Genomic DNA, 21,108 nt, shown 5'->3' on the forward strand with positions numbered 1-21,108 from the left:
AGATTTAAAGATTTATTTTGCTATCTGTGATTTGAGATATAGCTTCTTCACGAAACGCATATCATGCGCCACCATTATTCTCACCAATTCAGGGAAACTGGTCTTCGTCGGATTCCAACCAAGCAGCGTCTTTGCTTTAGTAGGATCACCAAGTAGTTGCTCAACCTCGCAAGGACGGAAATATTTAGAATCAACCTCAACAAGCACCTTACCCGTTTTCAGATCAACACCTTTTTCATTAACGCCCTCACCTTCCCAGCGCAGTTCAATACCAACCTCATGGAATGCCAAAGTGGCAAACTCGCGAACAGTATGCATCTCACCAGTAGCTATCACAAAATCTTCCGGTGTATCATGTTGTAGAATCAACCACATACACTCCACATAATCCTTTGCATATCCCCAGTCTCGACGGGCGTCCAAATTTCCCAAATACAACTTATCTTGAAAACCTTGTGCAATACGAGCAGCAGCAAGAGTGATCTTACGAGTTACAAAAGTCTCACCTCTCCGCTCACTTTCATGGTTGAACAGGATACCGTTCACGGCAAACATATCATAACTTTCACGGTAGTTCTTAGTTATCCAAAAACCATATTGTTTGGCTACCCCGTATGGACTACGGGGATAAAAAGGAGTGGTCTCTTTCTGAGGAACCTCCTGTACCTTACCATAAAGCTCCGAAGTAGAAGCCTGATAAATCTTAGTCTTCTTCTCCAAACCCAAAATACGGACAGCTTCCAACATGCGAAGTGTACCTACCGCATCAGCTTCAGCCGTATATTCAGGAACATCAAAAGATACCTTTACATGACTTTGTGCCGCAAGATTATAGATTTCATCAGGTTGTACTTGCTGAATAATACGAATCAATGAACTGCTATCTGTCATATCGCCATAATGAAGATTGACTAAACGCTGTTGCTTCATATCACGCACCCATTCATCTAAATAAAGATGTTCAATACGTCCAGTATTAAATGAAGACGAACGACGAAGAATACCGTGAACTTCATACCCTTTTTCTATTAAAAACTCGGCAAGGAAAGAACCATCCTGACCGGTAATTCCAGTTAGTAATGCTACTTTTTTCATTATTCTTTCGTTAAAAACAACTCAAACACTTTTATAAAATATTTAAAAAACAGTAACGGCATGCATGTCCAAATCTCATTCTCACTACATGCACGAACTATTTCCTTATTTAGTAAAATATTACTTTTAATAGAGGCAGTGCTTGCACCACCTGTTCTCATTTTCATAAAATCCAGAGAAAGATATTTTGACTTCAATTGATGTGTATACAAAAAACGAATCAGCAATTCATAATCCGCTGCTATATGATAATCAGTTTTATAATATCCGAATTCTTCGAAATATTTCCGATAAGTGAAGAAAGTAGGATGAGCAGGCATAAAACCATACCGAAAACGACTAGGAGAAAAAATTCGGGACGAATAATAACGTACAGTCTTATCCAAATTATCCGGATTCACAAAGCGCACATCTCCATAAACGGCTTTAGTTTCCTCATTTTGAAAAGCCTCTACAACCCTTGAAATGATATCTCTCCGATGATAAAAATCATCGGAATTAATAATACCGACAATACCACCGGTTGACATACGAATGCCTTTATTCATGGCATCATAAAGACCATTATCCCTTTCACTTATCCATTTCAACCGTCCTTGAAACTGCGGCTCATATTTACGAATAATATCAACCGTATTGTCTTGGGACAGACCATCAACAATAATATACTCAATATCCGAATAGGTCTGATTAAGTACTGACTGAATAGTATCACGAAGAGTTTTATCACTATTAAATGTAACAGTAACAAGAGAAACCTTCATAATAAAACAACTATATATTTAAGCATTAATATAAATCAACTCTTTGACAACCGTTTTATCACTGCACATACCTCATGAACATCTTTAAAAGGCATATTCATAAATGCAGTGATAGCACCTCTATAAATAGCTTTCTTGTCTCTCTTTCTAAAAACAAAAGTTCCAATATAATTGAATACCAACCCTAAAAAATACAGGTAATAAAAAACATATAAATTAAAATAAGGAAATCTTATGGCACATTCATATAAGCAAATTACAGGATAAGCTAATCCAAAGCCATACAACATCTTATAGAAATATTCCTTATTAAGTCTATTAGATGGCATAATATGTTTATATAACAAAGAGTCATTCGCTTCTAATTTATATCCTAATAATAAAATGGCTTTTGTAAGCTCCGAATCTTCACCAGCTAATAACCCTTTCCCCTTTCTCCCCGTCAAAAACGAATGGAATTTCTTCTGATATAACTCATCAATTATCGAATGTTTTATACAAAGTCCCGCACCGTACAAAGAATTTCGTACAAGTTTTCCTGATTGTGACAATTGAGAACCCAAAGCATAAGAAGGTGCTGCCTTCTTAAACCATTCAGGCTCTTCCACTCCTAAAAACTCTGGAATTCCTCTACCACCACAAGCCCCAATCCACTCATTTTGTGATAAAATATCATATGCATTCTGAACATAATCAGGAAATAATAAATTATCGTCATCGCAAAACAATAAATACTCATACAGAGCATTCTTTATACCAGCATTACGAGCATATGTCAATCCCTGATTCATCTCATCGATTACTGAACAACTCCACAAAGGAAATAAAGTTTTCAATAACTGAGTAACTATTTTTTTTGTTTCATCAGTAGAAGCATTATTCACCACTATGAGCTCAACATTAATTCTTGTCCGAAACTTTTGCTTTGCCAAATAAGCCAACGTATGTTCTATTCTCCCTATACTATTATAACAACAAACAATTATCGATACTCCAAGTTGATATTTCATACTACTATCTTTTTAATTGTACAAAAACTAATTATCAATTTATCATGGTACAAAACAATAATTTTTGAATCAGCAAACTATTTATAAGGTGAATGCTTAAAATTATAATTAGATCTATAATCATAATCTAATTCTGTTCCCTCTATAGCATAGGGTATTATATTAGTATATGGCACATAATATGGCCGTTCTGTTATTGTTTTTATTGTTATCAGAAACGCAACCAGTAAGTAAAATACCTTAAACACGCATTTATTTAAAAAGGAAAAACGCTGTAAAATAAAAAACATCATTAACAAATAGAAAGGAGCTAAGAAAAAAGGCATTCTAAAAGTTATAGGAATAGAATAGGAAAGTAAACTAAATAATAAATAAGCATAGCACATATTAAAAACAAATCCAGAACTATCATAATGTCTATGAATCCAATTTCGATATTGCAACATAAAGAAAAGACAAATTAATCTCAAGACCAACCCTACCGACAAGACACTTCCTTGAAACATCGACGTATCTTCATAGAAGAATATTCTATCATAAATATACGGAAATGGGGCTAAGATTGCCTTTAGTACGAGTTTATCAACATGAACTAATAAAAGAAACAAAAAAGTAAAATAAATCAAATAAAGAGTTTTATTACTCATCTTTTTAAAATTCATAATTGGAAGAACCAACAATATGCTTCCTGACAAATGAAAAGAACAGACCAGTATTACAAATCCATAATATAAAATATATTTTTGTTGTTCTAAAAATTTAAAAGCCAATATAGCAATACCCATCGCTATTAGGTTACGAAAGGGACAATCTATGAAAAGATAAAAACCAAATGAACATAAAAAAAGCATCCAAACAAAAGCCAATCCTTGCCCGCTTACCCGATTTCTAAATATATAATAATAAGAAAAAAAAGAGAACGATTTAAAAATTATATGAAAAGGCCAAAACCCCACTCCCAAATCTGCAAAGAAGTTAGACAACATCATATATCCAGGCTCAACTAATCTCATTTTAAAATGAGCATAATATTCCTCTTCATAAATACGCCAATCACTGCCGCACATATAACCGTAACAAAGAAATAGATAGACTAATAAAAAAGAAAAAAAGAAAAATACTCTATTTTCCTTTATCAACGATAGTAGAAAAAACAGAAAAACAACAATTAAGTACGCAATCATAATCGTTCATTTTTCATTACTTCATCAATAAAAGAAAGCCATTCTAAAGTCCACTTTTCTTTTGAAAAAGATTTTTGAACAGTCGCATAAGCATTCAGCACTATTTGGCAAAAGTCTTTTTTATCCAATGACAACACATCAACAATCGCTTTATACAACATTCCCTCTGAAGGATAAACAAGTTTTCCATTATAACCATCTATCAACATATTAGTCATCCCCCCCACGTGAGTAGCTATTGGGAAACATCCTGAAGCCATTGCTTCACACAGTGACAATGATGTTCCTTCAGAAAAAATTGTAGGTACTACAGCAATATCAAAATTATAATGGAATAAAACACTTTCCGAACTTTCAAAAGATGTTATCGTTACACGTTTCTCATCCTTAAAGACATCACTAATCTGTTTTTTCAATGGGCCATCACCAGCAAATGTTATTTCAATATCATCATATTCAGCAATAATCCTCTTAGCTACACTTAGAAATAAAAGAGTTCCTCTATAGTCAACGAATCTCCTCGCAAAAATTATTCTCTTTTGATTGGAAGATTCCATTTTCTTCTTTATATCCCCAAAAGATATAGAAGAAGTAGAAAAATTAGGAATAACTTTCAAATGCATGCTTTCTGTTATCGTCCCAAGTGTCCTATACCAATTAAAATAATTATAATCTACACATACCGTATTGGGTGTATTATAAAATCGGTGAACATTCTTTATACATCGCAGCATTTTATTTAGGAGTTGAAGTGCAGCACTCTTTTTCCAGAATCCAGATAACATATTACCTGGTATGTCAAATGCTATACCATGTTGAATTGTAATTACATTCCTATAAGGAGCCCTTATGTCTAACTGATCAGTAGCCAAAATATATAGCCCTTTATTTGAATATATATTGTCAAATAATAATTGATAAATATTCTTTCTCCAAGTCTGCTTAATAGATATTGACTTTATCAATACTCCATTAAGAGACACTTCCTTTGTAAAATTGTCAATTTGGTAAATTGAAACATCCATTTTAGCAGATTTCAGAATGTGAGCCAAATCATAAATATAAGTTTCTACCCCACCTATCTTCAAACTATAATTTTCAAAGTCATATATTAATGGAGAAATAATAGTAACATCCATAAATCAATCTCTAAAACTGTCTATAATCCTCTGGCTAGCTTTCCCATCCCCATAAGGATTTATAGCCATACTCATCCTCTCATAATATTCTGCATCGTTAAGCAATGCCGAAACTTCGCTTACAATCTTATTGCAGTTAGTACCTACCAATTTCACAGTACCTGCATCCAAGGCTTCCGGTCGCTCGGTAGTATCACGCATTACCAATACAGGCTTACCCAATCCAGGAGCCTCTTCTTGAATGCCGCCACTATCCGTCAATACCAAAGTACTCTTCTCCATTAGATACACAAATGAGAGATATTCAAGTGGCTCAATAAAAAACATATTACCCAAATCAGACAATTCGTCACCAAATACTTCATGAATGGGTTTGCGTACATTGGGATTAAGATGCATAGGATATACAAAATCCACTTTCGGATATTTTCTTGTTAAATCCTTGATAGCAGTACACACTGATATGAATCCATCACCGAAGTTCTCACGACGATGACCAGTGATAAGAACCAACTTTCGTCCATCCGCCAAACGATTTACATCGTAGCCAACATTAGTCAGAACATTCTTCAACTCCATATCCAATGCCTTATTGCTTTTTATTTTATCCACCACCATATAAAGCGTATCAATCACGGTATTACCTGTCACGATAACAGTCTCAGGATTTACACCTTCAGACAACAAGTTCCGCCTACTGAGAGGTGTTGGCGAGAAATGATAGGCCGCAATACGTCCCGTAATAAGACGGTTCATCTCTTCCGGCCAAGGGCTGTAAATATTATGTGTGCGCAATCCTGCCTCCACATGCCCTACAGGAATCTGCTGATAGAAAGCAGCCAAGGCTGAAGCAGTGGAAGTGGTAGTATCGCCATGCACCAGCACCACATCAGGTTTGGCTTCACGTAATACATCACGCATACCTATAAGTACACTAGCTGTTACATCATAGAGATCTTGCCCCTGCTTCATTATATTCAGATCGTAGTCCGGCTTTATATCGAATATTTGTAATACTTGATCCAACATCTCACGATGCTGTCCCGTAACACAGACAATCGTCTCAAAAAAGTCTGGATAATTTAAGAACCCCTTTACTAGTGGTGCCATCTTTATAGCTTCCGGACGAGTACCGAAAACTAACATTATCTTCTTTCTATTTGCCATAAAATTCAATCCTATTGATATGTTTTTTTATTTTATTCAAATCTGGTAATTTCATATAATCACCATAAATATTCTTCAAATAATTATCATAATTCCAAGGGACAGGAAATGACAGACCTTCAAATTTCAAGTTATCCAATGGAAAAATATCCGTTGAGTATCTTGGCTTTACAAAATAGCTGCCATGTACATGCCGGAGTTGATTTCTTGCACCTATTTTACCCAAAGCACTAAAACAAGGAAAAATAAACTTATAAGCAATACAATAAGAACACTTAGTTAGTATTTTCCTCCATAATTCCAATTTTATTGTATTTACACAATAAAGTGTCCTTCTTTGAATTCCTCCCGATATTCTAGTTAACCAGTAAGAGGAAGAAGGTTCCAATGCAAATATATCAATATAAATTCCATGATATTTATAATGCAAATCATTCATATTTTCTTCCTTCAAATAAGAAAACATATCTCTGAGTTTTCCATATGGGGCAAAATAATTAGGATCATTTTTATGAATTTGAAGCGAATAATCTTCACTCTTCTCTTGTTCCATAACCTCAACAAATTTTCCGAAATCTTCTTTTAACATTTCAATGTCCAAATCATCATCCCATGGAATAAAACCTCCATGTCTTACAGCACCCAATAAAGTTCCTGAAGTTAACCAATATTTGATATTATGCTTCTTGCAGATAACATCTATATATTGAAGCATCTCAAGCATTCTCAATTGCTGCCTGCGTAATGTGGAACCATCGGGGTTGTATCGTTCACGTAATTCGTTTTGTAAAGTATCAGTTATCATTATTATTATGAGTAAAATCAGTTATTATCAATTTTCCTTTTAGTAAACAAAACTACAATTTGAATGCAGTTCTTCCACGCCTCCATTCTCATCGACCAGGCCATCACCATATAAACAATCATGTACATCACGATAGTCACACCAAAAAGTAAAGGCAACCATTGATTGAACAGCCATACAAACACTGCCACCAAGAGTGACAATAAAAAGACAGGTAACAATTTTTTCAATTGCTTGGTTAGAGGATAATGGCAATATTTTGAAACTAATAAGGCATTAACCAAATAGATATTCAATGAACTGAGCACCATTCCCCATAAGATACCGTGTATCCCCCAGTGCATACCACCCAGCAAAAGGACAAACAGCATGCCCCATTTATAGAAACTCCATCTGAAAAGAGGTTTGCTCTTTCCCAAAGCAGCTACCGCATAATAATTCACATTTTGCAAGCAGGCAAACAATCCTCCTACGCACAATATTTGGAAATAAGGTATAGCTCCCTCCCACTTATTACCGTACAAGAAACCAATCAAGGGGTGAGCCACCAAAATGAATATCGCAACCAAAGGAAAGGTAACAAAAGAGATAACCTGCACACTCATGTCCAATGTTTTTCTCATCTGTTTCAAATCGTTTTGCAACTGCGCGTAAACAGGAAACAACACCTGCATAATAACATTAGGCAATGTCAGGCAGGCTACATCATCCAGTTTTTTGGCTTGTGAGTAAAGCCCCATTTCGGTGGAAGAAAACTTACGGCCTATAATCAACCCTTGCAGATTCTTGCATATTTCCTGCAATACATTGGAAGCCAAAAGAAAACCGCCAAAACCAAATAGTTCCTTCAGAGTAGCAAAAGAAAAAGTCCAAGAAGGATACCAACGAGCCACTAACCACAATGTTCCGGCATTGAGCAAAGCATTAATTAACTGCATAGCAACCAGACTCCAAACACCCCAGCCCCGATATGCCAAAAAAACTCCCACCAAAGAAGCGGCAGAAAGAGAAAGAACATTAACTAATGAAATTTTCTTGAAGGCCAGTAATTTACGCAACCGATTATTTTGAATGATTCCCAAAGAATTAATTATCAAAATAAGTCCTAAAACTTTCAAGACATCACTTAATAGCGGCATTTTAAAAAACAAAGCTATCTGGGGCGCAGAAAAGAACAACACGACATAAAGGAAACAAGCAAAAAATAGATTCCAAAAGAAAATTGTGGAGTAGTCCACCTGTGTCGGTTGCTTTTTCTGTATCAGAGCTGAACCAAATCCTCCATCAATCAACACCTGTGAAACCACTATAAAAATGGCTAGCATTCCAATACAACCATAATCAGCAGGAGTAAGCAGACGCGCCAATATCAAATTGACGAAGAATTGCAAGAACATTGTACCGAACTTATCAACCGAAACCCAAATTGTTCCGGACAAAATTTTCGCTCCTAATGACATTTAAATATTAGCTATATTTAAAGCTACGTCAATCTTAAGAAAAAATATTAAATCCAAAACCTCTCCTCCGGATAAGACATCGGCATCTGAATGCAATCATCCCCAGCCTTCTCCAAAATTTTCATAGCGTAGTATAAATCATGTATAGCAACTCCTCCGTCATATACAACAATTTGTTGTTCATCATTTTCACGTCCGGTAACTCGTTGATTGGCTACATCAGTAATCCTTATCATCCTCTCCTGAAATTCATTAAAATACCGATAACCTTTTACGTGCCCTATATCATCTACCACTACTTTATCGAAAGCCAAATCACAATTCTGAAAGCCACTTGTATGGACAGGCACTACCGTACAACCTTTTGGATACACCAATATATCGCATAATTCCTTTCTGGCAAAACTTACACATGACACTATTATATCCGAATGAAACAATTCCTCCAAATTATCGCATATCTGAAATTTCAAATTAGGATTAGACTTAAACTTATCAATAAACAGTTCTGCCTGATTTTTGTAACGCATCAACTTTATCGTAATGGGACGCTTAAATATAGCCGTAAAGAAAAACATAAAAGCGCGAGCTGTTAATCCCAAACCATATACAGCTAATGTCTCAGGCTTGGATTTAGCAAACGTTATCGCATTATACGCCGCATTAGCTCCTGTACGCATATTAGTAATATATGTACCATCCATAACAGCCAGTAAACCATGTTTGGAACAATTTTGCAGCATAATATTAGAGTTACGGGCAGGAACTCCATCCACATCATCCACATTCCGGCAGATAAATTTTACTCCGGAAATATCGTATTGAGGCAGCACACAAGGCATAGTGAAATACCGTCCACTTTCACCTTGCAACATTTTTGATTTCGGCGGCAATATGAATGAATCCTGTTGTTTCCATACATTTTCTGTCCAGCTATACATTTCCTCTGCTGACAAATTCAAAGATTTAATTTTATCAAAGTCCAGTATTTTCATTATAACTTCTTTAAAGATTCAACCAATTTATCATTATCCGCTTTCCCACGTACCGCAATACGGATATAATTCCTTCCTTCAAACCCTGACTTGGTACTACAATCTTTTATCAAAACTCCATACTTGATCAACAAAAGTTTCAACAAATCCTTCGAAGTGTATTTATCCAATACCTCGCAGAGAAAATAATTAGCTTGTGAAGGTATGACACGAAGCCAGGAAATTGCGGAAAGTTCTTTTTGGAATCGCGCGCGCTCCTCCACAAAAAGACGGGACGCTTGCCTATAGTCATCCTCATACTTTCCAAAGATCTGCATATAGAATTCTGCAAACGAATTAATATTCCAAATGGCAACATCTTTCCTCATCCATTCGATCAGTTCCTTATCAGCTGACGCCAATACGCCTAAACGAAGCCCAGGAACTCCATAGGATTTTGAAATACTTTTCATCACAGTCAAATGAGGATAACGAGAAAGTATGTCATTACGCAACAAGGTATTCTGTTCGTAACCCACACTAAAATCAACAAAAGATTCGTCCACCACTAACCGGATACCACATTCTTCGGTCCACGAAATCAAAGAAAGTAAATCAGCATACGGAATAAAATTGCCAGAAGGATTGTCAGGGTTGATAAGAAGAAGCGTAGAAATGGACTTACCCGCAAAGAACATCTGCAAATCCAAAGCCGAATAGGTAAAGTCCGCATTCTGAGGAACATATTTTACCAAACGATTCTCTGCATAGCGATTAGGATACTCTTCGAATGTAGGAAACACAACACCCACTTTCCCGTCCAAATAACGCATCAACGACTTTATTAATTCAGCAGCTCCATTTCCAACTACCGCATAATTTTTGTCTATATGAAAATATTTAGATATGAGTAGTGAATTAATTCTCATACCCGAAGGATATTCACTCAGCAACACATCGAAATTAGCTTTCAATTCTTCTTTCAGTTTCTGCGAAGGAAAGTAAGGATTAACCAGATAGCAGAAATCCAGCAAATTCGGGAAACGCCAATACCCGCCATAACGCTTTTGATAAAGAGGCAACTGCCTGTCTTCATCACTAAAGATAGTCTCGGCAATATCCAAATCCTGCACATCGTCTATCTCATACCATTTCTGTCCATCAAGCGGAAGTACTTTCAACGGACAATTATCAAGTAGTGTAACAACCCGCAATACTTGTTCGTAATACTCATTATTGCCTAACGCCTTGGTATAAGCCTCCAAAAAAGGAACATATTGCGAAGAGGAAAATTCACGACTGAATTTGTAGACATTTACCGTTTTATAATAAGAGTTTACATCACTGTACCTGAAAGCCTGCTTAGGTACAAAGTTTACAATATTATCCTCTTCGCCTATACATACCATGGTCCCGTCCATCCAAGTCTCATATTTGGCCACCAATGCCAGGTTGGGTGAGGGGTTACTTACCAGCATCGGAAGAAGAGCGTCATCCAATATCAGATCGGATTCTATCAATAACGTGTCATCCTCTTGAAGTTCCTTCTTTGCCAGCGAAAGCGAATAAATATTATTGGTTTTGTCATAAACTGGATTCTCAATGTATTGCAGAGGCATCCCTTTATAAGAATTACCCAAATAGTCCTGTAACTTTTTCCCTTGATAGCCCACTACAATGATAACCTTTGAGAGATTTATTGTAGATAACTGTGTCAAAACACGGTCTATCAAAGACACACCGTTCACTTTGACCATGCATTTTGTATTGCCCTTAGTCAGTTCGCCAAGGCGTTTGCCCATACCAGCAGCTAAAATAATTGCTTGCATTATGTATTATGAAATAAAATTATAGACACATCAATCAAGTACCTCAAAAGGATATTGATTCTCTTCAATATTCTTTAGTTCCTCCATGATCTCCGTTTGCTCGGGAGTCAAAGCATTCTTATCCCACTGTCCTATAATAACACGAGCTTCCTGGAGCAGAGCCTCTTCATAGATTTCACCATAACAATAAGTCAGCAAGCGAACTTTAAGCAAAGAAGTAGGAAGTTGTTCTAAGATAGTATATGCACGGTCTAGAACAGATTGCTTTTTCTGTTCTTTATCCCCATAATCATAAATAGTAGCGTTATAGCCCATTAAAAGAGCCAAACACAGGTTGGCTTCTTCTTCGATATCGGAACTCTTAGAGGAAAAAAGAGAATTGGATTTAACGAGAACTTCCTTATTCAAACGACAAAAAGTGTCGGAATATATAGGTTCTCCGTCCATACCAAGATACATCAGCTCATGAGCAGCATGCTGAAGCTCAAGAGCACAAGAAAGTAAAGAATTCATTTGGTATATGATTAAAATATAATTGAGAAAGTGTTACTCTATTATTTTCAGATAAGATTTGGGAACTTTGACACTTGCAACCAAAACGCCCTTGATGCGAATGACAACATATGTCTTATTGGCTTCCGTAGCAACCTCTCCCTCAATGCCGATAAATTCACCCTTGACAACTCTCACTCTGTTTCCAGCGGCAAGGGGTTCAACATCAAAACCGATACTATCAGGATTCAAATCCATCACAAACATGAAGTCTTCCATCTGCTTATCAGGAACAACCAGCATGGAATGAGTAAATAGATCCTTCATGTAGAAAAGCTGGACATTATAAACATTGGATATGTCGCAAGCGGTTTGTTTAGTAGCACGGATGAAGATTAAATTTCGGATAACAGGAACCTCACTACGTTTACGGCGATACTTCAGCTGTGATATCACAATTCGCGTGGGAAGATAACAGTCAAGATCCAGCTTCTCTTCGGACTTAAGCTTATCTAAGGATTTTCGGACAGCAAACTCTTGCTTGTCACGAGTGCGGGCAGCAAACCAATATTTTTGATTTTCAATCACTTGCAAAAAGAGAATCAAGGATTTTACTATAGTTCCGGGTGCGCTTCGCGGTTTGAACGAGACATATTCTCTTTCAAACCGTAGCAAATAGATATTTCGACTTAATGCGTTATAAACGAAGATATTAAATTCAAAAAAGTGTTTTTTAATCGTTCGTTTAATAGACAACACGATCATGCCTTCAACATGAAATTTGAAATCATAAAAATGAGAGGATATTAAATATATATATTATTAATATTATCACATTGATTACTAATAATATAACTGACAAAAAATGAAATAATAGAAATATTTTTATTAAACATCTTGCACGTTCGAAAAATACCCCTTATCTTTGCGCCCATTAAACGAACGTTTTTTAAACACCCCCTATTTTTTACTATACCATTCTAATTTACTGCATATTACATCTGCCAAAAAAGTTTTAATTTCATTTTATTCATCTTCCTCAACTCTGCACATCTACAATCCTAGTATCTTTGCACCCTTATTTACAAATTAACTGTTTTTAATTAAATATTTTCATAAAATGAGTAATTCAAAAAAAACGCTGCTAAAAGCGAAGAAAAAGAGTTAGTAAAACCAAGTGAACAGAACAGGCAATCCTCTGAACAAGCGGAAAATAAACCACACAGAGGCCGTCCTAAGGGTAAAAAGGTTAAAGGAATTAACAATAACCAAGAAAGTATGCTGGGAAATCTTTTGGATGGATACATCGAGGGTAATTTCTACGTTGGAAACAATGAAAAGATTCCACCCGAAAAACTCGAATTAGCCCCGTTCATAGAACGCATAGCGGAAACCAAACTCTTCCTAAATGATGACGGAACCCCTATGTCAAAGAGCACTTTAACCAAAATGGCAGAAAAAATGTGGCAAAAGGATAAAAGAGTCAGACACAACGAAAAGCATAAGGAGAAATCACACTCCAGAAGAGGCAGGAATTAAAAAGATACTGTCAAAACAGCAAGACCTACCTTTGCCCCCACGTTAACAAGACCAAGTCAGACTTCAATGAGATGCCGCTTCCTCTTATGCGAAGCGACATCTTTTTTTTATGCTATGGCATGGGCTTGAAAACGTAACCAACATTATTATTAATTAAATATATCGTAAGATGAAAAGACACGAGTTCAAAAATCCGGTTCCAGTCCGTGAAAGAATGGCAGAAAAATGGAAAAAACGGTTCATGTTCGAAAAGGGGTATTCCGAAGAATGTGCAGAATACATGGCACAAAGATTGATCGACCTCATTGACCACATGCAGTATGGCTATGCCCTTATTGCCTTTCACAAACAAGGCACAATATTCAAAATGGTGAAAGCAACCCTCATGCCCTATGAAAGTTTCTTCCACCGATTCTATGAAATGAAGCGCATAGAAAGTACTGTAGTTTACTGGGATGTAGAGTCACAGGCTTGGAGAAGTTTCCAGTTGGAGAATTTACTAGACTGGAGCCCCGTCTGCTAATCATTAATCACTAATCGTTTAATAACTAAAGAAATGGCAATGAATTGTACAGGGGTACTGTATTTCCCCATAACTATAAGTCTGCTCGAAGGAGTAGCAACAGAACTGATAGAAGCCCGGTTCGGACTGAAAGGTGTAGCGGCATTCATAAAGCTACTCGGAAAAATTTATAAAGAAGAAGGGTATTACCTGGTGTGGAACAAAGAGCAGTGCATGCTCTTTGCCCACAAATTAGGAAACGAACTATCGGACGAGGAAATGCAGGAAATCGTAGAACTTCTGATAGCGAAAGACATATTCGACCGGAAAATGTATGAGGAACATCACGTATTGACATCCGAACCTATCCAAAAAGTATGGTTGGAAGCCACCAAGCGCAGAAAACGGGACTTGAATCCTCTCCCTTACTTCCTCGTAGAAACTAAAGTTCCTAAAAACGGGAAAGAAGAAAATGAGGTACAGGATGTATTGTTTCCACCCGAAAATGCATGCAATTCCGAACAAAGTAAAGAAAAGCAAAGTAAAGAAAAGGAAAACACTCCCCCTCTAACTCCCCAAGGGGAGGATGGAGGAAAAGGAACGGAGGGTTCTTCGATCGAGATTCCGGGATACGCCTACAACAAGAAGACACACAATCTGGAAGGTTTGATGTTGGAGTTGCAACAACTTCATATCGTAGATCGAAATGAAATCAATGCCATTCTTCGACTATCCGACTACGGAAGACTGGGAGGATATGTGTTTAAAATAATCAGCAGTACACGGTGGAGTACCGTACTGGCAAAAGGGAAATACGTCATCGCCGCACTAAGAAAAGAGAAAACCGGAAACGGCTGATAATCAAGGCTAATATCTGATTAGCCAAGGCTACACCCTTTGCCTCCTATGGCTACACCCTTTATGACAAAGGGCTACACCATACGGGCGAAAGGGTGTAGCCATCCTAAAGTACCCGTCAAGACTTACAAAATATACATCAATGTATATTTTTGAAATAATCATATACAGGTAGTACACGAACCGTTTTATCCCCAATAATAAACTTGTCACGCTGATTAAATGACAGCAATAATCCCTCAGGCAGATTAAAAAAGGTCAAGGCATCCAACAGTCCTTCAACTTCACGCTTCCTGTTTTCGGCAGTCAATGAATAGCAAACCTGAATAGCTAAACAGGGTACACTGTTTTCAGCTATAATAAAGTCACATTCTTTCTGATTCTCATTATAATAAAAAATTTCCGAATAACGGCGACGCAACTCTGCAAAGACCATATTCTCCAATCGACGTCCTTCGTCACGGGTAAATGAAGGAGAGGCTATTGAAACTACACCATTATCCACGCAGTACACTTTCTTAGGATTTAGTAACTGTGCCTTATAAGAATATGAGAATCTCGGGACAAAACTTATTAAATAGGTTTGCTCAAAATAAGAAAAATAGTCCGATACAGTAGACGTACTTTTCACTCCAAGCACTTGCTTGAGTTTATTGGCGGAAACCAAATTTCCTATATTCCCTACTAAATAAGCCAATAAACTTTTTAATGAATGCTCATCACGAATATTATACCTTACTGCGATATCACGATAGACGATATCATTGACCAAATCAGATAACACATCCGGATTATCTAATTGCAAGTATTGCGGAAAGCCTCCTTTATACAGGTAATCATATAAAGAGCCTTCACCAATCTCTTGTTCTTTATAACCACAATATTCTGCATAAGAAAAAGGAAAAAGTTCCTTAGTAATGTGCCGTCCGGTCAATTTGGTCCCCAATTCACGACTCAACATGGAAGCATTGGAACCAGTCACCACCACATAGAATCCTTCATCCAGCTTACCCCTGACATACACCTCCCATCCTTCAACAACCTGAACCTCATCGAAGAAAAGAACTCTACACTTCTCATTTTCCTTAATTACTTCATCTACTATGCGGAAATCGTTAAACTCAAAACCATATAACAGCGGAGTATCAAAATTCAACAAAACAGTCTCTTCCAACTGATATTTATCCATTAGCATCTGAAACAGCAAAGTACTTTTTCCACACCGGCGTATGCCCGAAATAATTAGTGCATAATCCTGCAATAACGGAGAAAGAGAAGATAACAAATCACGCCTGTATCCCTGACCTTTTTTTATCCGCTCACTCTGCATGCGGATTGCTTCTATGATATCTGACCGACTTATCATAATATTTATCTTTTTAAGTTCAAGTGCAAATATAGGTATTCCATTCTGAATGGACAAATTCATCCATTCTAAATGGATACTCCTTTCCATTCTGAATGGACAAAAAAAATAGCGGCTGACTCACAAAGGGAGTCAACCGCTACTGAATATTAATATAAAAACGCTTTCTTGATTAGAGAGCACCTACTTCTTTCAATGCAGCGTTAGTTCCGTGAACAGCCTTAGCACTGGCAGCGAATTTTTCTTTTTCGTCAGCAGTCAGTTCCAGTTCAACGATCTTTTCGATACCATTCTTGCCCAGGATAACGGGAACACCGATACAAAGATCAGATTCACCATATTCGCCTTCCAGCAATACAGAGCAAGGAATCATCTTCTTCTGGTTGTGGATGATAGACTCAACTACATAAGCTCCTGCCGCACCCGGTGCATACCATGCGGAAGTACCCAGCAACTTAGTCAGCGTAGCACCACCTACCATAGTAGAAGCTACAACTTCGTTCAGTTTTTCTTCGCTCAACAGTGTGCTAACCGGTTGTCCTTTGTATGTAGCCAGGCGAGCCAACGGAATCATAGTAGTATCACCATGACCACCGATTACCATACCTTCTACTTCGTTTGCATTGCAACCCAAAGCTTGAGACAGGAAATATTTGAAACGAGAGCTGTCCAAAGCACCACCCATACCGATAACACGGTTCTTAGGCAGACCCAAAGATTTCAATGCCAGATAAGTCATTGTATCCATCGGATTAGAAATAACTACAAGGATAGCGTTGGGAGAATATTTCAATGCATTTTCAGCAACAGTTTTCACGATACCGGCATTCACACCGATCAACTCTTCACGAGTCATGCCCGGCTTACGGGGAATACCTGATGTGATAACAATAACGTCAGAATTTGCAGTCTTCTCATAATCGTTGGTGCAGCCTACAATAGTGGTATCAAAACCCAACAATTGAGCTGTCTGCATCATATCCATTGCCTTACCTTCTGAAACGCCTTCTTTAACATCCAGCATTACCACTTCGTCAGCCACTTCATTAAAGGCCAACACATTAGCGCATGTAGCACCTACGTTACCTGCACCTACTACGGTTACTTTTGACATAATCTTCAATTTTTTGTTTATATGTGTAATAAAGTTGCGACAAAAGTACAACGACATTCGTAATTAAGGAAATTTTTCCGTAATAATTTTAGTTAAATGATTATTAAGTTAAGGGTTGGTGATTAGCGATTGACGATTAATGCTTATTTTTGCGGCGGAATAGACCTAACCCTATTTTACACACCTATTATATTAATGAAACAATATGGCAAATAACAAAAATAAGCTGGTGATTATTGCAGGTACTGTATTAGTATTAGCCTTGGTGGGCGTCACTGTATTATTACTCACCGAAAAGCAGACCAACAAAGAACTGGTACAGGAATTTCAACTGGAAAAGGAAGACCTGGAAAACGAATATACACGCTTTGCACAACAATATGACGAACTGAAATTAACAGTCTCCAACGATTCCCTGTCCGTACTATTAGAACAGGAGCAATTGAAAACCCAACGTCTGTTAGAAGAACTGCGTACCGTAAAAAGCAGTAACGCCGCTGAAATACGCCGTCTGAAGAATGAACTTGCCACCTTACGTAAAGTTATGATAGGTTATATCAACCAAATAGATTCACTGAATAGGCTTACCGCTCATCAGAAAGAGGTGATCGCACAGGTCACGCAGAAATACAACGATGCTTCCCGCCAAATCAGTAATTTGTCCGAAGAAAAAAAGAACCTGAATAAAAAAGTAACTCTTGCTGCCCAACTGGATGCGACCAACATCAACATTCAAGCCGTGAACAAACGGGATAAAGCAGCCAAGAAAGTAAAAGACGTGGTGAAATTCAAGATAGGATTTACTATCGTCAAAAACATCACAGCTGAAACAGGCGAACGTACCATCTATGTCCGCATCACCAAACCGGATAATGACGTGCTGACTAAAAACCCTTCCAATACATTCCCGTATGAAAACCGCGAGTTGGGGTATTCCATCAAAAAGTACATTGAATACAACGGTGAAGAGCAAAATATAACCGTGTACTGGAATGTAGAAGAGTATCTATATGCAGGTACCTATCGGGTAGATCTTTTCGCAGACGGAACACTTATCGGCTCGCAATCCTTTACATTGGACTAAAAAAGATTAAATTATTTTGAGGTCTCACTGAAAGCCTATACATTTGCATCGTTGTTTATGCAATTATTGTTGCATCACAAAACAACGTTTTAATCACCTTAATAATGTATAGACACGATGAGAAAGTTCTTCTGTTTCATTTGGTTGGTATGTCTGACCTTCTCTGTCGGCGCACAAGAGGTTTTGAGCCTCGATAGTTGCCGTGCATTGGCCATTGCCAATAACAAAGAACTACTGATAAGCCAGGAGAAAATTAACTCTGCACATTATCAGAGAAAAGCGGCGTTTACCAACTACCTTCCCGATATTTCCGCCACCGGTGGATATATGCGTACCCAAAAAGAGATTTCACTATTGAGTGATGCCCAGAAAGGTGCATTAGGTTCAATGGGAACTCAGGTGAGCGGTGCTATGCAAAATGGTATACAAGGTATACTGACACAGCACCCTGAGTTGACACAGAATCCGCAATTCATGGCGTTGATCCAGGCGTTAGGAAGTGTGGACGTTGCCTCTCCGCTCAACGGCCTCGGAAATTCCCTCGTTGACGCATTTCGTACAGATACCCGCAACATGTATGCCGGTGCCCTGACGCTGACACAACCTTTATATATGGGCGGCAAAATCCGTGCTTACAACAAAATCACCAAATATGCAGAAGAACTGGCACGCCAGCAACATGACAGTGGTCTGCAAGATGTAATACTTAGTACCGACCAGGCTTACTGGCAGGTAGTATCACTCGCCAGTAAAAAGAAGTTAGCCGAAGGTTACCTCAAGTTACTGCAAAAGTTGGAAAGCGATGTGGACAAGATGATTGCCGAAGGTGTTGCCACCAAAGCGGACGGTCTATCCGTAAAGGTAAGAGTGAACGAAGCGGAAATGACACTGACCAAAGTAGAAGATGGCTTGAGCCTGTCCAGAATGCTATTATGCCAGTTATGCGGTTTGGACTTGTCCTCTCCTATCATGCTGAAAGATGAACGGGAAGACGATCTCTCTCCTGATCCGGTAGCAGCAAATGGAATTGATCTGAATACGGTTTATGCTACACGGCCGGAAGTACGCAGTCTGGAACTTGCCACGGAAATCTACAAGCAGAAGGTAAACGTCACTCGTTCCGAATATCTGCCGTCACTGGCTCTGATGGGAAGCTATATGATGACCAACCCCTCCGTTTTCAACGGTTTCGAAAAGAAATTCAAAGGTATGTGGAATGTGGGCGTGGTATTACAGGTTCCTATCTGGCATTGGGGTGAAGGCATGTACAAGGTGAAGGCAGCCAAAGCGGAAGCCCGTATCGCCCAATACCAATTGGACGATGCTAAAGAAAAGATAGAACTTCAAGTCAACCAGTCCGTCTTCAAGGTTAATGAAGCCGCTAAAAAGCTGATTATGGCAGAAAAGAATCTGGAAAAAGCAGATGAAAATCTTCGATATGCCACCCTCGGATTTGAAGAAGGCGTGATAGCTGCCAGCAACGTACTCGAAGCACACACAGCCTGGCTTTCAGCTCAGTCCGAAAAGATAGATGCACAAATTGATGTGAAATTGACTGACATCTATCTGAAGAAGGCATTGGGACAGTTGAAAACAACCGATTACTAATTATAAATTATAGGGATTGCACAACGCTTTCCGCTTAGTTTGAAATTAGTAATCAGTAATCAATAACACCATAATTAGTAATTCGTAATTAGTAATTAAAAAATGGATACCAAATCACAAAACAGTAACATGCTATTAGCGTTCTTAACGCTGACAGGCGTCATTGCCATTGTAGCCGTAGTAGGTTTCTTCATGTTGCGCAAAGGACCGGAAATCGTACAGGGTCAGGCAGAGGTCACAGAATACCGGGTATCGAGTAAAGTACCGGGGCGTATTCTGGAATTCCGTGTGAAAGAGGGACAAAGCGTGCAGGCCGGAGATACACTCGCCATACTGGAAGCTCCGGATGTATTAGCTAAACTGGAACAGGCTCGTGCGGCGGAAGCCGCTGCTCAGGCACAGAATGAGAAAGCACTGAAAGGCGCCCGTCACGAACAGGTACAGGCTGCCTTTGAGATGTGGCAAAAGGCTAAAGCAGGACTTGAAATAGCCGAGAAATCTTACAAACGTGTGAAGAATCTTGCTGATCAGGGAGTGATGTCGGCCCAAAAGCTGGATGAGGTAACTGCACAACGGGATGCTGCCGTCGCTACAGAAAAAGCCGCCAAAGCTCAATACGACATGGCAAAGAACGGTGCGGAACGAGAAGATAAAGCTGCTGCTGCCGCCTTGGTAGACCGTGCCAAAGGAGCTGTTGCAGAAGTAGAATCTTATATCAAAGAAACTTATCTTATAGCCCAAACAGCCGGAGAAGTTTCGGAAATCTTCCCCAAAGTAGGTGAATTGGTAGGAACCGGTGCACCGATCATGAACATAGCCATACTGGATGATATGTGGGTAACATTCAATGTCCGGGAAGATTTGCTGCAAGGTCTGACAATGGGAACTGAATTCGAAGCTTTCGTTCCGGCATTGGATAAAAATATCCGCCTGAAAGTGAACTACATGAAGGATCTTGGTACTTATGCAGCCTGGAAGGCTACGAAAACAACCGGGCAATTTGATCTGAAGACTTTTGAGGTAAAAGCTTTACCACAGGAGAAAGTGGAAGGCTTGCGTCCCGGAATGTCGGTGATACTGAAGAAGTGATTAACGGTTAGTGATTAGTGATAAGTAAA

At 38.3% G+C, this 21,108-nt stretch carries 20 protein-coding genes; 6 read left to right on the forward strand and 14 right to left on the reverse strand.

Annotation, left to right across the window (positions count from 1 at the left end):
* Positions 1 to 12 precede the first annotated feature (12 nt).
* The 12 genes from gmd to K6V21_RS01005 form a co-directional block, all read right to left on the reverse strand.
* Entirely contained in the window at positions 13 to 1,095 is a 1,083-nt protein-coding gene (gmd, locus tag K6V21_RS00950; protein ID WP_224320576.1) for a GDP-mannose 4,6-dehydratase, read from the reverse strand.
* Positions 1,095 to 1,859, reverse strand: a complete 765-nt coding sequence (locus K6V21_RS00955) for a glycosyltransferase family 2 protein (protein WP_224320577.1) — start codon at positions 1,857 to 1,859, stop codon at positions 1,095 to 1,097. Before K6V21_RS00955 ends, gmd begins: the two co-directional genes overlap by 1 nt.
* A gap of 35 nt (positions 1,860 to 1,894) precedes the next feature.
* Positions 1,895 to 2,869, reverse strand: a complete 975-nt coding sequence (locus K6V21_RS00960; RefSeq protein ID WP_224320578.1) for a glycosyltransferase — start codon at positions 2,867 to 2,869, stop codon at positions 1,895 to 1,897.
* Positions 2,870 to 2,946: 77 nt separating this feature from the next.
* On the reverse strand, positions 2,947 to 4,053 hold the full coding sequence (locus K6V21_RS00965; protein WP_224320579.1) for an EpsG family protein: 1,107 nt from the start codon (positions 4,051 to 4,053) through the stop codon (positions 2,947 to 2,949).
* Positions 4,050 to 5,192 (reverse strand): glycosyltransferase family 4 protein, encoded by a 1,143-nt coding sequence (locus K6V21_RS00970; RefSeq protein WP_224320580.1) that lies wholly within the window; start codon positions 5,190 to 5,192, stop codon positions 4,050 to 4,052. The genes K6V21_RS00965 and K6V21_RS00970 overlap by 4 nt, the downstream gene beginning before the upstream one ends.
* Before the next feature lie 3 nt (positions 5,193 to 5,195).
* The gene (wecB, locus tag K6V21_RS00975) at positions 5,196 to 6,359 is read right to left on the reverse strand and encodes a non-hydrolyzing UDP-N-acetylglucosamine 2-epimerase (RefSeq protein WP_224320581.1); all 1,164 of its coding nucleotides are present in this window, start codon (positions 6,357 to 6,359) and stop codon (positions 5,196 to 5,198) included.
* On the reverse strand, positions 6,349 to 7,164 hold the full coding sequence (locus K6V21_RS00980; protein WP_224320582.1) for a phosphorylcholine transferase LicD: 816 nt from the start codon (positions 7,162 to 7,164) through the stop codon (positions 6,349 to 6,351). Before K6V21_RS00980 ends, wecB begins: the two co-directional genes overlap by 11 nt.
* A 17-nt stretch (positions 7,165 to 7,181) precedes the next feature.
* Complete coding sequence (locus tag K6V21_RS00985) at positions 7,182 to 8,603, reverse strand: lipopolysaccharide biosynthesis protein (RefSeq protein WP_224320583.1); 1,422 nt, start codon at positions 8,601 to 8,603, stop codon at positions 7,182 to 7,184.
* A 68-nt stretch (positions 8,604 to 8,671) separates the two neighbouring features.
* Complete coding sequence (locus tag K6V21_RS00990; RefSeq protein WP_224320584.1) at positions 8,672 to 9,619, reverse strand: hypothetical protein; 948 nt, start codon at positions 9,617 to 9,619, stop codon at positions 8,672 to 8,674.
* On the reverse strand, positions 9,619 to 11,427 hold the full coding sequence (locus K6V21_RS00995) for an aminotransferase class I/II-fold pyridoxal phosphate-dependent enzyme (protein WP_224320585.1): 1,809 nt from the start codon (positions 11,425 to 11,427) through the stop codon (positions 9,619 to 9,621). Before K6V21_RS00995 ends, K6V21_RS00990 begins: the two co-directional genes overlap by 1 nt.
* Before the next feature lie 30 nt (positions 11,428 to 11,457).
* Entirely contained in the window at positions 11,458 to 11,940 is a 483-nt protein-coding gene (locus K6V21_RS01000) for a UpxZ family transcription anti-terminator antagonist (protein WP_224320586.1), read from the reverse strand.
* 33 nt (positions 11,941 to 11,973) lie between these two features.
* The gene (locus K6V21_RS01005) at positions 11,974 to 12,507 is read right to left on the reverse strand and encodes a UpxY family transcription antiterminator (RefSeq protein WP_224321982.1); all 534 of its coding nucleotides are present in this window, start codon (positions 12,505 to 12,507) and stop codon (positions 11,974 to 11,976) included.
* Between the two features lie 690 nt (positions 12,508 to 13,197).
* Here K6V21_RS01005 and K6V21_RS01010 point away from each other — a divergent pair.
* From K6V21_RS01010 to K6V21_RS01020, 3 genes are all read left to right on the forward strand, one after another.
* Complete coding sequence (locus K6V21_RS01010) at positions 13,198 to 13,458, forward strand: hypothetical protein (RefSeq protein WP_007217151.1); 261 nt, start codon at positions 13,198 to 13,200, stop codon at positions 13,456 to 13,458.
* Between the two features lie 169 nt (positions 13,459 to 13,627).
* Entirely contained in the window at positions 13,628 to 13,981 is a 354-nt protein-coding gene (locus K6V21_RS01015; protein ID WP_224320587.1) for an SH3 beta-barrel fold-containing protein, read from the forward strand.
* A gap of 33 nt (positions 13,982 to 14,014) precedes the next feature.
* Positions 14,015 to 14,818, forward strand: a complete 804-nt coding sequence (locus tag K6V21_RS01020; RefSeq protein ID WP_224320588.1) for a DUF4373 domain-containing protein — start codon at positions 14,015 to 14,017, stop codon at positions 14,816 to 14,818.
* 139 nt (positions 14,819 to 14,957) lie between these two features.
* Here the strand turns inward: K6V21_RS01020 and K6V21_RS01025 are convergent, their stop codons facing one another.
* Complete coding sequence (locus tag K6V21_RS01025) at positions 14,958 to 16,184, reverse strand: ATP-binding protein (RefSeq protein WP_224320589.1); 1,227 nt, start codon at positions 16,182 to 16,184, stop codon at positions 14,958 to 14,960.
* 172 nt (positions 16,185 to 16,356) lie between these two features.
* The gene (mdh, locus tag K6V21_RS01030) at positions 16,357 to 17,298 is read right to left on the reverse strand and encodes a malate dehydrogenase (RefSeq protein ID WP_007210525.1); all 942 of its coding nucleotides are present in this window, start codon (positions 17,296 to 17,298) and stop codon (positions 16,357 to 16,359) included.
* Positions 17,299 to 17,503: 205 nt separating this feature from the next.
* On the opposite strand from mdh, the gene K6V21_RS01035 reads away from it, so the two are divergent.
* From K6V21_RS01035 to K6V21_RS01045, 3 genes are all read left to right on the forward strand, one after another.
* Positions 17,504 to 18,382, forward strand: a complete 879-nt coding sequence (locus K6V21_RS01035) for a hypothetical protein (RefSeq protein ID WP_060408283.1) — start codon at positions 17,504 to 17,506, stop codon at positions 18,380 to 18,382.
* A 117-nt stretch (positions 18,383 to 18,499) separates the two neighbouring features.
* The gene (locus K6V21_RS01040) at positions 18,500 to 19,990 is read left to right on the forward strand and encodes a TolC family protein (protein ID WP_224320590.1); all 1,491 of its coding nucleotides are present in this window, start codon (positions 18,500 to 18,502) and stop codon (positions 19,988 to 19,990) included.
* Between the two features lie 102 nt (positions 19,991 to 20,092).
* Positions 20,093 to 21,079: an HlyD family secretion protein gene (locus K6V21_RS01045; protein ID WP_007659678.1), complete on the forward strand. Its 987-nt coding sequence runs from the start codon at positions 20,093 to 20,095 to the stop codon at positions 21,077 to 21,079.
* The last annotated feature ends 29 nt before the right edge of the window (positions 21,080 to 21,108 follow it).

It is taken from the genome of Bacteroides cellulosilyticus, assembly GCF_020091405.1.
Taxonomy (GTDB): Bacteria; Bacteroidota; Bacteroidia; order Bacteroidales; family Bacteroidaceae; genus Bacteroides.

Coding starts and splice junctions, on each gene's coding strand:
- K6V21_RS01020 (WP_224320588.1), top strand. CDS start 14,015: ATGGCAATGAATTGTACAGGGGTACTGTATTTCCCCATAACTATAAGT.
- K6V21_RS00990 (WP_224320584.1), bottom strand. CDS start 9,619: ATGAAAATACTGGACTTTGATAAAATTAAATCTTTGAATTTGTCAGCA.
- K6V21_RS00980 (WP_224320582.1), bottom strand. CDS start 7,164: ATGATAACTGATACTTTACAAAACGAATTACGTGAACGATACAACCCC.
- K6V21_RS01010 (WP_007217151.1), top strand. CDS start 13,198: ATGCTGGGAAATCTTTTGGATGGATACATCGAGGGTAATTTCTACGTT.
- wecB (WP_224320581.1), bottom strand. CDS start 6,359: ATGGCAAATAGAAAGAAGATAATGTTAGTTTTCGGTACTCGTCCGGAA.
- K6V21_RS00955 (WP_224320577.1), bottom strand. CDS start 1,859: ATGAAGGTTTCTCTTGTTACTGTTACATTTAATAGTGATAAAACTCTT.
- mdh (WP_007210525.1), bottom strand. CDS start 17,298: ATGTCAAAAGTAACCGTAGTAGGTGCAGGTAACGTAGGTGCTACATGC.
- K6V21_RS00970 (WP_224320580.1), bottom strand. CDS start 5,192: ATGGATGTTACTATTATTTCTCCATTAATATATGACTTTGAAAATTAT.
- K6V21_RS01040 (WP_224320590.1), top strand. CDS start 18,500: ATGAGAAAGTTCTTCTGTTTCATTTGGTTGGTATGTCTGACCTTCTCT.
- K6V21_RS01000 (WP_224320586.1), bottom strand. CDS start 11,940: ATGAATTCTTTACTTTCTTGTGCTCTTGAGCTTCAGCATGCTGCTCAT.
- K6V21_RS00965 (WP_224320579.1), bottom strand. CDS start 4,053: ATGATTGCGTACTTAATTGTTGTTTTTCTGTTTTTTCTACTATCGTTG.
- K6V21_RS01045 (WP_007659678.1), top strand. CDS start 20,093: ATGGATACCAAATCACAAAACAGTAACATGCTATTAGCGTTCTTAACG.
- K6V21_RS00995 (WP_224320585.1), bottom strand. CDS start 11,427: ATGCAAGCAATTATTTTAGCTGCTGGTATGGGCAAACGCCTTGGCGAA.
- K6V21_RS01015 (WP_224320587.1), top strand. CDS start 13,628: ATGAAAAGACACGAGTTCAAAAATCCGGTTCCAGTCCGTGAAAGAATG.
- K6V21_RS00960 (WP_224320578.1), bottom strand. CDS start 2,869: ATGAAATATCAACTTGGAGTATCGATAATTGTTTGTTGTTATAATAGT.
- K6V21_RS01035 (WP_060408283.1), top strand. CDS start 17,504: ATGGCAAATAACAAAAATAAGCTGGTGATTATTGCAGGTACTGTATTA.
- gmd (WP_224320576.1), bottom strand. CDS start 1,095: ATGAAAAAAGTAGCATTACTAACTGGAATTACCGGTCAGGATGGTTCT.
- K6V21_RS01025 (WP_224320589.1), bottom strand. CDS start 16,184: ATGATAAGTCGGTCAGATATCATAGAAGCAATCCGCATGCAGAGTGAG.